Here is a 13,652-nt window from a genome sequence, read left to right as displayed (position 1 = left end):
TTGCGCAGGATGCCGCAACGCGTTGACAAAGTAAGATAGGTTTATATAAAGTTAACTTATTATCAAGGAGACCGCCGTGGCCAACGCTGCCGAATTCGCTGTCAAGGGCGCTGCCCAGGCGCCCGCCGGGCCCCTTGCCGACGCGGTCAGCGCGGTCGGCGGCGACCTGCCGGCCGAGGCGGCGAAGTGGGAAGCCCGGGCGCGCCGCGTGTCGACGCCTCAGGGCGCCAACGTGGTCACGTGGCGCATCTGGGGCAGCGGAACGCCCGTCGTGCTGCTGCACGGGAACAGCGGCTCGTGGACCCACTGGATCCGGAACCTGGAAGCCCTCAGCGCCCACCACACGCTTTACGTGCCGGACCTGCCTGGCCACGGCGACGCCGACCCCTACACCGACACGCCGAGCATGGCCGGCTTCGCCTCCTTGCTGTGGCGCGGGCTGGATGAGTTGCTGCCTGCGTTCGGCATGGCGGTGGATATCCTGGGCTTCTCGCTGGGTTCGGTACTGGCCGAAACCATGGCGGTGGAACGGCCTGCGCAGGTGCGCAAGCTGGTGCTGTTGCGCGGCAGTTTTTCCGATGGTCCGCTGGCCTTGCCCGAGGGCATCCGGCGCTGGCGCGGCGTGACTGATCCTGCCGAGATGGCCGCCATCCAGAAGCACAACCTGGGCGTGCTGATGATCCACGACACGGCGCGCATCGACGCGCTGGCGGTGGCGCTGCAGACACGCAACGTGTTGCGTACGACGCTCGACATGCGGCCCCTGCTGGCCAGCCGGGCGCCAGAAAACTTTCATCGCCTGAATGGCGAGATCCATGGTGTGTCGGGCGAGTTCGATGTGTATGGTGGTGACGTGGCGGCGCAGGGTGGCGTGCTGGTCCAGGTGCACCCCCAGGCGCAATTCCACCTGATCCCTGGCGCCGGACACTGGGCCATCTACGAGGCGGCCGAGGCCATCAACCCTTTGCTGTCAGGCATTTTGAGCAGTACGACCGCCAGGCATCCGGCATCGGGATGAAGGGTTGATCCGTATGCGCCCGGCAGCGCAAGTAAATGACCATGCTCAAATATGAGCGTATTATATTTTTCCTGATATCGGCGTTCAGACCGGTAGGGAATGACAGCCGCGCGACGCAGTGCGCGCGGCCCAACAGGAGACCGCAGTGAAGACATGGACCCTTGCGCTGGTGGCCAGCTGCACGCTGGCTGCTTTGCCGGGCGCGTACGCCCAGGCGCCCGCCGCCTATCCCACCAAGCCGATCCGCATGATCGTGGCGTTCCCGCCAGGCGGCAGCACCGACCTGATCGCGCGGGTGATCGCACCGGTCATGTCCGAGCGTCTGGGCCAGCAGGTGGTGGTCGAAAACCGCGGCGGCGCGGGCGGCAACATTGCGATGGAAGCGGTGGCGCGTTCGGCGCCCGATGGGTATGTGATCGGCTTCAGCGGCGCGGGCGCCCTGGGCATCAATGGCGTGCTGTACCGGAACATGACCTTCGACCCGATCAAGGATCTGACACCGGTGGGCCGCGTTGCGTATTCGCCATTCGTGCTCGTGGGCCCACCGGACGCCAAGGCCAAGACCATTGCCGACGTGCTGGCCGAAGCCAAGGCCATGCCCGACAAGCTGTCGCTGGGGCACGGCGGGCAGGGTACCGTCATGCAACTGGCAAGCGAACTCTTCAATCAGACTGCAGGGGTCAAGACAGTGCTGGTGCCGTACAAGGGCACCGGCCCCGCCACGGTGGACGCCATGAGCGGCCAGATACCCCTGGCCATGAGCGATACGCCCAGCGCGGTCAACTTCATCCAGGCCGGCAAGCTCAAGGCCTACGCCGTGACCACCGCGGAGCGCAGCCCGGCCTTGCCCGACGTGCCCACGCTGGCTGAAGCCGGACTCAAGGGCTATGAAGCCACCGGCTGGTTCGCGATCGCCGCGCCAACCGGCACGCCGCCCGCCATCATCGAACGGCTGAACCGGGCGCTCAATGCCGCGTTGAACAACCCCGAAGTCAAGACGCGCATCGTCGCGGCGGGCGCAACCCCGGGCCCGACCACGCCGGACGAACTGCGGCAACTGATCGCCGTCGATACCGACAAGTGGGGCAAGATCATCAAGCGCCTGAACCTGCGACTGGACTGATCGGCGGCGCATGAATATTTCCCTGCGTCAGCTCAAGGCCTTCCTGGGCGTGGCCGAGTCGGCCAACTTTACGAAGACGGCTCAGCATCTGCACCTGAGCCAGGCGGGTCTGAGCGCCACCATCCGCGAGCTGGAATCGCAGCTCAATACCCGGTTGTTCGAACGGACCACGCGTGCGGTGGTGCTGACCGAAGCTGGCCGGGTGTTCCTGCCCACCGCGGCGCTGATCGCGCGGGAATTGAGCGAGGCCGCGCTGCGGCTGCGTGACATGGAACGGCAGGACATCGCCACGCTGCGGGTGGGCTTCACTCCGTTGATGGCGTCAACCATCGTGCCCGACACGCTGCTGCGCTTTGCAGCCACGCATCCGCAGGTGGACGTGGAAGTGGTGGACGGCAGCCCGGTCGAAATCCAGCAGGCCGTGGAAAACGGCGGGCTGGACGCGGCCTTTGGCGCCTTCTTTGCCAAGGTATCGGGGTTGCGGCGCGAGGCCATCATTCCGTCGCATCTGGCGGCGGTGTATGCCTCGGACCGGCGCATGGGCAAGACGGGGACCCCCTCCAAAGCGGCCCCCGCCGGGGACACCGGCAGTGGCGACATGCCCTGGCAGGCCCTGAACGATCAGGCACTGATCTGCCTGACGCCGGAAAGTCCGGTGCAAAGCCTGACCGAAGAAGCCTTGTTCCGTCATAAGCTGAACATTGCGCGGCGGACCACGGTGCAGCATCTGGAAACGGCGATTGCGATGGCCGAGAAGGGTTTCGGCATCGCCATCATTCCGTCATTCGCACAAAGCGCCTGCCTGCGCTACGCCGTGCACTGCCGGCCGCTGGTCCCCGCCGTCAGCTTCGATTTCTATGCGATCACGCGGGCGGGCGCCGTGCCTTCCCCGACATTGACCGCGTTCGTTTCGACCTTCGAGCAGGTCGTGGCCGAGCTGCCACGACCGTCCGCGGGCTAGCGGCCTAACGGCGCAGCGACCGCGCCGCCCGCTGGCCTTTTATCGCGCCGGTGCAATGCGGCCGCGACACTCCCCAAACCCGATGCTGCGAAAGCCTGCTTTCTCGGCCTTGCCGCGCAGCACGATCTCGTCGCCATCCATCAGCCATTTTCGCGATTCGCCGTTCGCCAGGGTGATGGCTTCGGCGCCCGCACTGGTCATTTCGGTCATGCACGCCATCGAACTGCGCGCTTCGCCCGACACCGTGCCGCTGCCGATCAGGTCACCGGGCAGCAGGTTGCACCCGTTGCTGGTGTGGTGCGCAACCATCTGGCCAAAGGTCCAGTACAGCGTCTTGGCATTGGTCTGGCTGATACGCGCCGGGCCGTCGCCGGTACGGCGCATGGTGTCGCTGGACAGCCAGGCTTCGAGCTGGATGTCGAACGCGCCGGCACGCTGGTCGGCGTCGCTGGATAAATGCGGCAGCGGCGCCGGATCGCCGTCGGGGCGCGCATAGGCGGCGGTACGGAAAGGCGCCAGGGCCTCGGCCGTCACGACCCACGGCGACACGGACGTATGGAAGTTCTTGCCCAGGAACGGGCCCAGCACCTGTTCCCACCACTGGATGCTCTTGGCCGACCAGTCATTGAGCAGGCAGAAGCCGAACAGGTAATCGGCCACGTCGTTGATCCGAATCGGCGACGCCTGCGGATTGCCCTGGCCCACGAACAGGCCCAGTTCCAGTTCAAAGTCCATGGCTTCGATCGCGCCGAACTGCACGCTGCCATCGGCGGCCTTCCATTGCCCGTGCGGACGCACCACGTCCGGACCGCTCACGCGGATCGATGACGTGCGGCCGTGGTAGGCCACGGGCAGATACTTGAAGGCCGGCGGCAGCGGGTCTTTCAGGCCCTTGAGCTTGCCGTGGCGTTCGGTGTGATGGATCGATGTCAGAAAGTCGGTGTAGCCTTCGATCCGGCAGGGCAGGTGCAGGGTCGCGCCAGCGGCCGGGACCAGCACCTTGGCGGCATCCGCGCGCGCCTGGTCGGCATTGGCGCCGTCGGAGCGCAGCATGTCGAACAGCGCGGCTCGCAGCGCATGCGTGTCGGCAGGCGGCAGGGCCATGAAGGCGTTCAGCGTCGGTGCGCTGGCGGCTTCAGCGGCACGGCGCGCGGCGCCTTCGAACCAGCCGGCGTCCAGGGCTGCGCCAAGATCCAGCACCTGGTCGCCAATGGCCACCGCGCCCCCGCGTCGTCCATCGCGCTCCAGAATGCCGTAGGGCAGGTTCTGGATGGGAAAGTCCGTGTCGTCGGTATTGGCGCTGTCGACCCAGCTGCGGACGGACGCGTCATGGGTGGCGTTCAATGACGTGGCATTGAACTGGGTGGCGCTCGATTCGGCCATCGGTCAGTTTCCTTGGGCAGTGGCGGTGGTGGCGGTAGTGGCGGACGCGCGCAGTTGCGCCTTGTCGGTCACCCACTTGGCCAGGTCGGCATGGGCGATACGGGCGTGCGACTTCATGTCTTCATCGGACACGGTCCGCACCGTCAATTCGACGCGAAAGCCGTTCGGATCAAAGAAATAAATGGACTTGACGATGTGATGATCCGTCACGCCCAGCACGTCCACCCCTGCGTCTTCCAGCCGAGCTTTCAGGGCCATGAGCCGGTCCAGGCTGTCGACCTGCAAGGCAATGTGATTGACCCACGCCGGCGTGTTGGGCGAGGGCAGGGCGGACACGTCGTCACCCAGATCGAAAAACGCAATGTACGAGCCATCGCCCATCTCGAAAAAGATGTGGACATACGGGCAGTACTCGCCCGTGCTGGGCACGTGATCGAGCCGGATCACATGGACCAGCGGCAGGCCGATCAGGTCCTCGTAGAAATGGCGCGTTTCTTCGGCATCGCGGCATCGCCATGCGAAGTGGTGCAGCCCTTGCACGGTGGGCGCGGACAGCTCGTTGGATACAGAGGTTGGGGTGTTCATGGTGCTTCCTTTCAGCGGCAGGTTCACGACAGGGTCAGGGCGCGGGCCTTACAGCGGCGCCGTCTCGACGTCGTACGTGAACAGCCATTCGTAGCGTTCCTTCACACGGTCTTCCTGCCATTCGCGATTCACATAGGCGGCAGCCCCTTCGGGGTGTGCCAGTTCCTTGTTGTGGAAACGCTTGGCATTGGCGTTGGATCCTTCCACGACGCGCGCCGTGCGGTCCTTGCGGGCCTCTTCATAGTGCGACAGCGCAACCACGGGATCGTCCCGGTATTCGTCCAGCGCACGTGCCAGCATATAGCCGTCTTCGATCGCCATGGCGGCGCCCTGGGCCAGGAAGGGCAGCGTCGGATGGCAGGCGTCGCCCAGCAAGGTAATGTTGCCATGGCTCCACTTTGCCATCGGGTCGCGGACCATCAGCGCCCACTTGTACGGCACGTCGATCGCGCGGATCAGGGAGTGCACGTCTTCGTTCCAGCCGGCCAGATCGGCCAGGCATTCTTCGGTCGACCCCCGTTCGGTCCAGGACTCGACCTGCCAGTCCGTCCGCTCGACCGCCGCCACGAAGTTGACCAGCTTGTTGGCCCGCAGCGGATAGTGAATGACGTGCGCACCGGGGCCGACCCAGTTCACGCCCAAGGGACGTTGCAGCTGCGTCGGCAAGGTGGCGGCCTCGATCACGCCGCGCCACGCCACGATGCCTGAAAATCTTGGCTTGTCGGCGCCGAACAGGGTTTCGCGTACCAGCGAATGCACGCCGTCGGCGCCCACCAGCACGTCGCCCTGGAAGCTGCGGCCGTCCTCGGTCCGTACCGTCACACCGTCAGCATGCTGATCGAACGCGATCATCTTTGCGCCCAGCACGATGGCGTCCGGATCTTCGCGGCGCACGGCGTTGGCCAGGGTCTGGTGCAGGTCGGCCCGGTGCGCCGTCAGGTAGGGATAGCCATACAGCTTGCGCGACACGCTGCCCAGGTCGAACAGGTTCCAGGTCTGCCCCGTGTTCCAGAGCCGCACGATCTTGCCCTGCGGTTCGGACGCCAGCTTCATGAACTCGGGTTCGAGACCCAGCTTGAACAGCACGTGATTGCAATTCGGGCTCAGCTGGATGCCGGCGCCGACTTCCTTGAGCTGCGCGGCCTGTTCCAGGATCCGGACATTGAAGCCCTTCTTGAGCAAGGCCAGTCCGGCAGTGAGGCCGCCCAGGCCACCCCCTGCGATAAGTATGCGCATGATCAGTCCACGACAGGTTTGGTTTTGGCGACCAGCGCAGTCCACTTCTTGGACTCGCCGGCAAGGAAGGTGCGGAATTCGTCAGGCGTCGTCTGGATCACTTCCAGGCCGCCGGTTTCCATCTGCTTGCGCAGTTCGGGATCGTTCTGCGCGCCGCGCAGCGCATCGTTCAGCTTCTGCAAGACGGCAGGCGGTGTCTTGGCCGGGGCGACCAGCGCCAGCCAGGAATACACCTCGAAGTCATTGCCGTAGATTTCCTGCACCGTCGGCACGTCCGGCATGGCGGGCGAGCGTTTCGCACTGGTGGTGGCCAGGACCTTGATGCGGCCATTGGCCATGTACGGCTGGGCCAGCGTGATGGTCTCCAGCGACATGTCCACCTGGCCGCTGACCATGTCCGCAAAGGCTGGCGCGCCGCCCTTGTAGGGCACGTGCAACATGTCGAACTTGGCGACTTCCTTGAGCCATTCGCCGGTCAGGTGATTGATCGATCCGTTGCCGGCCGATCCGTAGGACGACTTGTGCGTCTTGGCGTAGGCCACGAACTCTTGCAGCGTCTTGGGCGGCAGCGCGCTGCGCGTCACCAGCAGGATGGGCGTGCGGCCCACCATGCCGATCGGCGCAAACGACGTCATGGGTGCATAGCCAGGGTTCGGATAGAGCGAGGGCGCCACGCCCAGGCTGCTGGTGCTGCCCCACAGCAGGGTATAGCCATCGGCCGGTGCACGGGCCACGAAGGCCGAGCCCACCGTGCCGCCTGCGCCCGGGCGATTCTCGACGATAACCGGCTTGCCGAGCAGCGTGCCCAGCGACTTGCCGACCAGCCGTGCGCTGACGTCAGTTGGGCCACCCGGCGGGAAGGGCACGATCAGCGTGATGGGGCCCGTGGGGTAGTCCTGGGCGGCTGCCTGGCCCAGCGGCGCCAGCGTGGCCGCTGCGCCCAAGGCAAGCGCGGCAAAGGTGGTAAGCGCGCTGAAAACGAAAACGCGCCGCGTAGGGGCGGCGCGCAAGGTGGTATCGGTCATCGGTGTCCCCTGGTCGATGCAGGCTGCGCGATCCGTGTCGCAAGGCGCGGCCGGTCGCTGTCTGGGTGTGGGCTTGCGCCACGTACCAGGGGAAATATAAGTGAAGCCTCAAGCGAAATGAATCACATAAAAATTATGGAGTCACAAAGGAATTCGATGGGCCCAAGGGTGAGCCCTCAGCGAGGCGCTCCGCGCCACCCCAACGGGCGGGGGAAGTAAGCCCCCCTAGGCGCTGCGCGCCACCCCCAGGGGCGGCACTGGTGGACTGGCGAAGCCAGATCCACTGTGCCCCGTGGTGGTGGCGTGCCAGCTTGCAGGGTGGTGCTTGATGGTGCCAGGGGCTGCATTGCTGCGGGCCGCCTCACGCTCCCTGGTTTTCTTCGCTCTGCGAGCCTCTTAGTTCGCCGACCAGGGTGCGCAGGTTGGCGCGCATGGTCTTGAGGTCGCGCGGGTCGAGGCAGGAGAAGGCGTCGGTTTCGACGGCTTCGATGTCTTTGGCGCCGGCGTCGACCAGTTTGCGGCCTTCGGGGGTCAGGCTGACGCGCAGGATGCGGCGGTTGGCGGCGTCTTCGCGGCGCACGAGCAGGCCGCGTTCTTCCAGGGTGCTGAGCAACTGGCCCATGGATTGAGGCGTGACGTAGAAACGGCGGGACAGATCAGCGGACGACAGACCGTCTCGATGCCCGAGCACGGACAGGACCGTGTACTGGATGCCGGTGACGGCGTATTTCTTGAGGGCGGCTTCGGTGCGGTTGCGCAGCGCGAAGTGGACTTGCGACACGAGATACGTGGTGCTTGCGCCAAGGCTGGGCTCGGCGGTAGCGGGTGCGGTCTTCGGCAAAAAAGGCTCCCCGGGGGTGTCGTTTTTTCTTGCCAGTTTAACGCGGACCGACCGGAAGGGGCCGACTAGCGAGGCACGCCAGGCGTGCACTCGCTGGCGAGCAGCGCGGTTTGCACCGGCCGCTCAGGCACGTGGCGCTTACTTGGCGTCCACGGCATCCTTCAGCACCTTGGCGGCGCTGAATGCGGGCGCTTTGCGCGCGGCGATCTGGATGGCTTCACCCGTGCGTGGGTTGCGGCCAGTCTTGGCAGCCTTGGCCTTGACAGAGAACTTGCCGACACCTGGCAGCACGACTTCATCACCGCCCGCCAGCGAGGCGCGCAGTGCGTCGCCCAGGGCGTCGATGAACGCTTCCGACACGTTCTTCGGTTGCTGGGTCCGTTCGGCGAGGGCGTCGATCAGTTCTTTCTTGGTGCGCATGCGTACTCCTTAAAAAAGTTGGCAGGTCGCCGACAGTGGCGGGTCGCCAACAGCACTAGGGCGGCATTCAAACAATCTTGGCGCATAAATGCAAGTCGGTTTTGGCTTCGCGCCCGACGCTTGCGCTGCCCGCGCGCCCTGTAGCGACGCCATATTCTGCCCATCCGATACAAAAAAAATCGGGGCAGGTCGGTGTTTCATGACGACGGCGATAACTGAACGTTAAGGGTCATGTCGCGCAACTTCGCGAAAATCACTGCAAAATCGGACAACTCTCACCGATACTGCGGCGATCGAGCGTTTGCACCGCATGCGTCGATTGCCTACCATGCGAGCTGGCCGCGCGGCGCTGTCCTGCACTCAAACGCGGCCCAGGAGTCCCCATGCACGCAGATATGCACACCACAAAAGTTTCGCCTGTCGTTACAACTCGTCGTAATTCGGCCGCCTGGACGGTCGCGGGAATCGTCGAATTGTTCGAGCTGCCGTTTTCGGATCTGATCTTCCGTGCGCAGCAGACGCACCGCGAACACTTCGATCCCAACGCCGTCCAGCTCTCGACGCTGCTGTCGATCAAGACCGGCGGATGCCCCGAAGACTGTTCCTACTGCCCGCAGTCGTCGCGCTACGACACCGGCCTGGAAGCCGAAAAGCTGCTGCCGCTGGCCGAGGTGCTGGATGCCGCGCAGGCCGCCAAGGCCAACGGCGCCACGCGCTTCTGCATGGGCGCGGCATGGCGCAGTCCCAAGCCGCATCAGGTCGATGCCGTCGCCGAGATGGTGTCGGCGGTCAAGGACCTGGGTCTCGAAACCTGCGTGACGCTGGGCATGTTGCGAGACGGTCAGGCGCAGCAGCTGCGGGACGCGGGCCTTGACTACTACAACCACAACCTGGATACGTCTCCCGAGTTCTACGGTCAGGTGATCACGACCCGCACCTACCAGGATCGTCTCGACACCATCGCCCGCGTGCGCGATGCGGGCGTGAAGGTCTGCTGCGGCGGGATCGTGGGCCTGGGGGAATCGCGGCGTGAACGCGCGGGCCTGATCGCGCAACTGGCCAATATGGATCCGTATCCGGAGTCGGTGCCGATCAACAATCTGGTCCGGGTCGAAGGCACGCCATTGGCCGAGAACGACGCGGTCGATCCGTTCGAATTCGTGCGCACGATCGCAGTGGCGCGCATCACCATGCCGCAAGCCATGGTGCGCCTGTCGGCCGGGCGCGAGACGATGGACGACGCCTTGCAGGCCCTGTGTTTCCTGGCCGGCGCGAACTCGATGTTCTATGGCGACCGCCTGCTCACGACCGACAACCCGCAATCGGTGGCCGACCGCGCGTTGATGGGCCGCCTTGGCCTGCACGCATCGTCAGGGCACTGATCATCGGTATGCTGCATATCTATGGCGATGCCTGGCTGAACGAGGACGACGTCGAGTTCACCATGATCCGCGCGCAGGGATCCGGTGGGCAGAACGTCAACAAGGTGTCGAGCGCGATCCACTTGCGTTTCGACATTCCACGCTCGTCGCTGCCCGACGAACTGAAGGCCGCGCTGCTGGCGGCGAACGATCAGCGCATCACCAAAGAAGGCGTGGTGGTGATCAAGGCGCAGGCCTATCGCAGCCAGGAAAAGAATCGCGACGATGCGCTGCAGCGGCTGGTGGCGCTGATCGCGTCGCACGCCGTGCCAACCAAACCGCGCAAGCCGACCAAGCCCACACGCGGGTCGCAGCAGCGGCGCCTGCAGCGCAAGGTATTGCGCGGCGAGATCAAGCGCAATCGCGGCAGGGTGACGGACTAGGCCTCAGGCATCACCCGTCATCTGTCTTCAAGCGCCGGACCTAGGTCCGATAGGCGCCGTGCAGCTTCAACGCGGCCCAGCCTTCCTGCCCGATCTTGCGCAGCATCTCAATGTTTTTTTCGTAGATGGCATCGGCTTCCGGGAAGCTTTCCACCGCCTTGTCGACGCTGTCTTCGCGCAGCAGATGCAGCGTGGGGTAGGGCGCGCGGTTGCTGTAGTTGTCGATGTCGTCGGGCCCCGTGTCCGCGAACTGGTAGTCCGGGTGAAAGCTCGCTACCTGGATGATGCCGCCCAGGTCGAGCTCCTCGACGGCCGCATCGGCGATGTCCAGAAAGTCGTTGTAATCCGCAAACTCATTCAGCACCCACGGGTGGATCAACAGCGTCGTGTCGATCGTTTCCGGGGATGCCTGCGCGATCTCTTCCAGCGCCATGGCCAGGTCGGCCAGCAGGGCTTCTTCGTTGCGCGCATCGCTGACGATGTAGCGGATCTGGTCCTTCACATGCACAGCCTTGGCGAACGGACAGAGGTTCAGGCCGATGACGGCCTTTTCGATCCATGCGCGGGTGTCTGCAATCGCAATGTCGTGGGACGGACCGTTGCCGGTTTCAGGGAGAGAGGACATGAAGGATTCCATTCGATAATTTGAGTGAAGCGATGCGATGCATCGGGCATCAAGGCATCAAGGCGTCAGGCCACGTTAACCGCGCCATGCGACACCGCGTGCTGTTCGGGCTCGATGTGAATCGTCACGGAACTGTCAACGACCGCGTGACTGAGCGCGTCTTCAAGCCGGTCGCAAATGTCATGGGCGTCGGCCACCGTCATGTCGCCCGGGGTGACCAGGTTGAATTCAATGAAGGTGATGTTGCCCGAGCGCCGCGTGCGCACGGCATTGGCCTGGATGGCGCCAGTGGCGTGGGTGGCGATGACCGATGCAATGGTGGCCTGCACGTCAGGCGCGACGGCCTCGTCCATCAGCCCGCCCACCGACTCGCGCATCAGCCTCCATCCTGACCACAAAATGTTGACGGCCACCAGTGCCGCGATGACGGCATCGAGCACCGCCCAGCCGGTCCACGCGACCAGCGCCACGCCGATCACCACACCGATCGACGACACGACGTCGGTCCACAGATGGTGGGCATCCGCCACCAGGGCGGGCGACCGCCACCGGCGGCCAAAGCGGAACAGCACGAAGCTCCAGATGCCGTTGAGGACGCCCGCGCCTGCGTTGATGGCCAGGCCCAGCGCGGGCGCTTCAAGTGGCTTGGGCGCCAGAAAACCGTGCCACGCTTCGCGCAGGATCAGCATCGCGGCCACCAGGATCAGGGCGGCTTCAAGCACGGCCGACAGGTACTCGGCCTTCTGGTGCCCGTAAGGATGGTTGGCGTCGGCGGGCATCGCGCTGACCGACACGGCGGCCAGGGTGGCGACGGCGGTGGCCACATTGATGATGCTTTCCAGGGCATCGGAATACAGCGCGACGCTGCCGGTCAGCACGTAGGCCAGGTACTTGAGGCCCAGCACGGCCACACCGACAACGATCGTGCCTGCCGCCAGGCGCGAGGCGGGCGTCATGACCGCAGGTCCATCGATGAGCCCGGCAGGGGGCGGCGCACGGTCAACGCGCGTGACGCCGAAGGACAGGAGGTGGGCATAAAAGGTTACAGGGCGGCCGGAATAACCGCGATTCTAGCCCGTAGAATCGGCGGACCGCCCGCGACGGGCGTCCTTTGTGGATGATGCATGAGCCCCTCCCGTCAGGACCTGACGACCGGTCCGATCGGCAGTACGCTGCTGAAATTCTCGCTGCCCGTGCTGGGCGGCAACGTGTTGCAGTCACTGAACGCATCCGTCAATGCCGTGTGGGTCGGCCACTATCTGGGCGAAGCGGCGCTGACCGCCACGTCCAACGCCAACATCATTCTGTTTTTCCTGCTGGGCGTGGTGTTTGGCGTCGGCATGGCCACGACCATCCTGGTCGGACAGGCGGTCGGCCGCAAGGACATTGCCCAGGCGCGCTGCGTCGTGGGCACTGGGTCTGTCTTCTTCATCGTGCTGTCGGTGATCGCTGCCGTGCTTGGCTATGTATTCACCCCTGCCATCTTCGTGGCCATGGGCACGCCGATCGAAGCGCAGCCACTGGCCATCAGCTACCTGCGCGTCATCTTCATTGCGCTGCCCTTCATGTTCTTCTTCAGCTTCGTGATGATGGCGCTGCGCGGCGCGGGGGACTCGCGCACGCCGTTCTATTTCATGGCGCTGTCGGTGCTGCTGGATATCGTGCTCAACCCGGTCTTCATCTTTGGCGTGGGGCCCTTGCCGCCGCTGGGCATTGCAGGGTCGGCGCTGGCCACCTTGATTTCACAGCTGGTCAGCCTTGCGGCCATGCTGATGTTCCTGGTCAGGCGCGGCCACTTCCTGCTGCCCACCCGCAAGGAATTGAGCGTGTTCAAACCCAAGCCGGCCCTGTTGCGCACTCTGGTTGCCAAGGGGTTGCCGATGGGCCTGCAGATGGTCGTGATCTCGTCCTCGGCCATCGTCATGATCAGTCTGGTGAACACGTACGGCACCGACACCACCGCGGCCTATGGCGTGGCGTCGCAGCTCTGGACCTACGTGCAGATGCCGGCGCTGGCGCTGGGGGCAGGGGTGTCGTCCATGGCCGCGCAGAACGTGGGTGCGGGTCTGTGGAACAGGGTGGATCGGATCGCCACGGTGGGCGTCGGCCTGAACCTGGTGCTGACCGGCGCATTGGCCGTGGTGCTCTATGCGTTCAATCGCCATTCGCTTGGCATTTTCCTGCCGGACGGCACGCAGGCCATCGCGATCGCGCAGCACATCAACATGATCGTGGTGTGGTCCTTTGTGGCGTTCGGCGTGACGATCGTACTGTTCGGCGTCGTGCGCGCCACGGGCGCCGTGTACGCGCCGCTGATCATCCTGTTCATCTCGATCTGGCTGATCCGCCTGCCGGTTGCCAGTCTGCTGCAGGAACGCTTTGGCGCCGATGCGATCTGGTGGAGTTTCCCGCTGGGTGCGATGGTGTCGCTGATGCTGGCGGCAGCGTACTACCGGTATGGCGGATGGCGCGACTCGCGCATGGCGGCGGGAACGCCGGCGGACGACACGGCGACGCCGGTGGCGCATGCGCCGGAGACCGGGATGGGCATGCCTGCCGCTGCGCCCTCGGTGCCTCGGCAGAGCTGAGCCAATACCAGTGGCCGTCTCCAGGTCCCCGTGGCGGCCGCCC

General features: G+C 64.9%; 14 protein-coding genes. 6 read left to right on the top strand and 8 right to left on the bottom strand.

Annotated features, from left to right (window positions below; genetic code table 11):
- Positions 1-76: 76 nt before the first annotated feature.
- The 3 genes from IE116_RS05275 (at position 77) to IE116_RS05265 (ending at position 3,102) form a co-directional block, all read left to right on the top strand.
- Positions 77-1,018, top strand: coding sequence for an alpha/beta fold hydrolase (locus tag IE116_RS05275; RefSeq protein ID WP_189610415.1), 942 nt, complete (start codon positions 77-79; stop codon positions 1,016-1,018).
- A 145-nt stretch (positions 1,019-1,163) separates the two neighbouring features.
- Positions 1,164-2,141 (top strand): Bug family tripartite tricarboxylate transporter substrate binding protein, encoded by a 978-nt coding sequence (locus tag IE116_RS05270; protein WP_229828007.1) that lies wholly within the window; start codon positions 1,164-1,166, stop codon positions 2,139-2,141.
- Positions 2,142-2,151: 10 nt separating this feature from the next.
- Entirely contained in the window at positions 2,152-3,102 is a 951-nt protein-coding gene (locus tag IE116_RS05265) for a LysR family transcriptional regulator (protein ID WP_189610412.1), read from the top strand.
- 39 nt (positions 3,103-3,141) lie between these two features.
- Here the strand turns inward: IE116_RS05265 and fahA are convergent, their stop codons facing one another.
- From fahA to IE116_RS05235, 6 genes are all read right to left on the bottom strand, one after another.
- Positions 3,142-4,485 carry a fumarylacetoacetase gene (gene fahA, locus IE116_RS05260; RefSeq protein WP_189610410.1) on the bottom strand — a complete coding sequence of 448 codons (1,344 nt, stop codon included), beginning with the start codon at positions 4,483-4,485 and terminating at the stop codon, positions 3,142-3,144.
- Between the two features lie 3 nt (positions 4,486-4,488).
- A complete protein-coding gene (locus IE116_RS05255; protein ID WP_189610408.1) occupies positions 4,489-5,070 on the bottom strand; it encodes a VOC family protein in 582 nt (193 codons plus the stop codon).
- A 48-nt stretch (positions 5,071-5,118) separates the two neighbouring features.
- Positions 5,119-6,306: an FAD-dependent monooxygenase gene (locus IE116_RS05250; protein WP_189610406.1), complete on the bottom strand. Its 1,188-nt coding sequence runs from the start codon at positions 6,304-6,306 to the stop codon at positions 5,119-5,121.
- Positions 6,307-6,308: 2 nt separating this feature from the next.
- The gene (locus tag IE116_RS05245; protein ID WP_189610405.1) at positions 6,309-7,331 is read right to left on the bottom strand and encodes a Bug family tripartite tricarboxylate transporter substrate binding protein; all 1,023 of its coding nucleotides are present in this window, start codon (positions 7,329-7,331) and stop codon (positions 6,309-6,311) included.
- A 361-nt stretch (positions 7,332-7,692) separates the two neighbouring features.
- Positions 7,693-8,172, bottom strand: coding sequence for a MarR family winged helix-turn-helix transcriptional regulator (locus IE116_RS05240; protein WP_189610403.1), 480 nt, complete (start codon positions 8,170-8,172; stop codon positions 7,693-7,695).
- A gap of 138 nt (positions 8,173-8,310) precedes the next feature.
- The gene (locus IE116_RS05235) at positions 8,311-8,592 is read right to left on the bottom strand and encodes an HU family DNA-binding protein (RefSeq protein WP_179587422.1); all 282 of its coding nucleotides are present in this window, start codon (positions 8,590-8,592) and stop codon (positions 8,311-8,313) included.
- A gap of 383 nt (positions 8,593-8,975) precedes the next feature.
- Here IE116_RS05235 and bioB point away from each other — a divergent pair, with 383 nt between their 5' ends.
- Positions 8,976-9,974: a biotin synthase BioB gene (gene bioB, locus IE116_RS05230; protein WP_373302949.1), complete on the top strand. Its 999-nt coding sequence runs from the start codon at positions 8,976-8,978 to the stop codon at positions 9,972-9,974.
- 8 nt (positions 9,975-9,982) lie between these two features.
- On the top strand, positions 9,983-10,396 hold the full coding sequence (gene arfB, locus IE116_RS05225; RefSeq protein ID WP_189610401.1) for an alternative ribosome rescue aminoacyl-tRNA hydrolase ArfB: 414 nt from the start codon (positions 9,983-9,985) through the stop codon (positions 10,394-10,396).
- Positions 10,397-10,436: 40 nt separating this feature from the next.
- Here the strand turns inward: arfB and IE116_RS05220 are convergent, their stop codons facing one another.
- Together IE116_RS05220 and IE116_RS05215 are read right to left on the bottom strand one after the other, a co-directional pair.
- A complete protein-coding gene (locus IE116_RS05220) occupies positions 10,437-11,021 on the bottom strand; it encodes a DUF1415 domain-containing protein (RefSeq protein ID WP_189610400.1) in 585 nt (194 codons plus the stop codon).
- A gap of 65 nt (positions 11,022-11,086) precedes the next feature.
- Positions 11,087-11,977, bottom strand: a complete 891-nt coding sequence (locus IE116_RS05215; protein WP_189610398.1) for a cation diffusion facilitator family transporter — start codon at positions 11,975-11,977, stop codon at positions 11,087-11,089.
- A gap of 168 nt (positions 11,978-12,145) precedes the next feature.
- On the opposite strand from IE116_RS05215, the gene IE116_RS05210 reads away from it, so the two are divergent.
- Positions 12,146-13,609 (top strand): MATE family efflux transporter, encoded by a 1,464-nt coding sequence (locus IE116_RS05210; RefSeq protein ID WP_189610395.1) that lies wholly within the window; start codon positions 12,146-12,148, stop codon positions 13,607-13,609.
- Positions 13,610-13,652: the final 43 nt, after the last annotated feature.

The organism is Pigmentiphaga litoralis (assembly GCF_014651835.1).
GTDB lineage: Bacteria > Pseudomonadota > Gammaproteobacteria > Burkholderiales > Burkholderiaceae_B > Pigmentiphaga > Pigmentiphaga litoralis.
The sequence above is the reverse complement of the archived record's forward strand: the minus strand, read 5'-3'. Positions and strand labels throughout refer to the sequence as shown.

Bases quoted from the DNA above. Each gene is read 5' to 3' on its own strand.
- IE116_RS05245 (WP_189610405.1), bottom strand. From the start codon at position 7,331: ATGACCGATACCACCTTGCGCGCCGCCCCTACGCGGCGCGTTTTCGTT.
- IE116_RS05235 (WP_179587422.1), bottom strand. From the start codon at position 8,592: ATGCGCACCAAGAAAGAACTGATCGACGCCCTCGCCGAACGGACCCAG.
- IE116_RS05265 (WP_189610412.1), top strand. From the start codon at position 2,152: ATGAATATTTCCCTGCGTCAGCTCAAGGCCTTCCTGGGCGTGGCCGAG.
- IE116_RS05250 (WP_189610406.1), bottom strand. From the start codon at position 6,306: ATGCGCATACTTATCGCAGGGGGTGGCCTGGGCGGCCTCACTGCCGGA.
- arfB (WP_189610401.1), top strand. From the start codon at position 9,983: ATGCTGCATATCTATGGCGATGCCTGGCTGAACGAGGACGACGTCGAG.
- bioB (WP_373302949.1), top strand. From the start codon at position 8,976: ATGCACGCAGATATGCACACCACAAAAGTTTCGCCTGTCGTTACAACT.
- fahA (WP_189610410.1), bottom strand. From the start codon at position 4,485: ATGGCCGAATCGAGCGCCACCCAGTTCAATGCCACGTCATTGAACGCC.
- IE116_RS05215 (WP_189610398.1), bottom strand. From the start codon at position 11,977: ATGACGCCCGCCTCGCGCCTGGCGGCAGGCACGATCGTTGTCGGTGTG.
- IE116_RS05220 (WP_189610400.1), bottom strand. From the start codon at position 11,021: ATGTCCTCTCTCCCTGAAACCGGCAACGGTCCGTCCCACGACATTGCG.
- IE116_RS05255 (WP_189610408.1), bottom strand. From the start codon at position 5,070: ATGAACACCCCAACCTCTGTATCCAACGAGCTGTCCGCGCCCACCGTG.
- IE116_RS05210 (WP_189610395.1), top strand. From the start codon at position 12,146: ATGAGCCCCTCCCGTCAGGACCTGACGACCGGTCCGATCGGCAGTACG.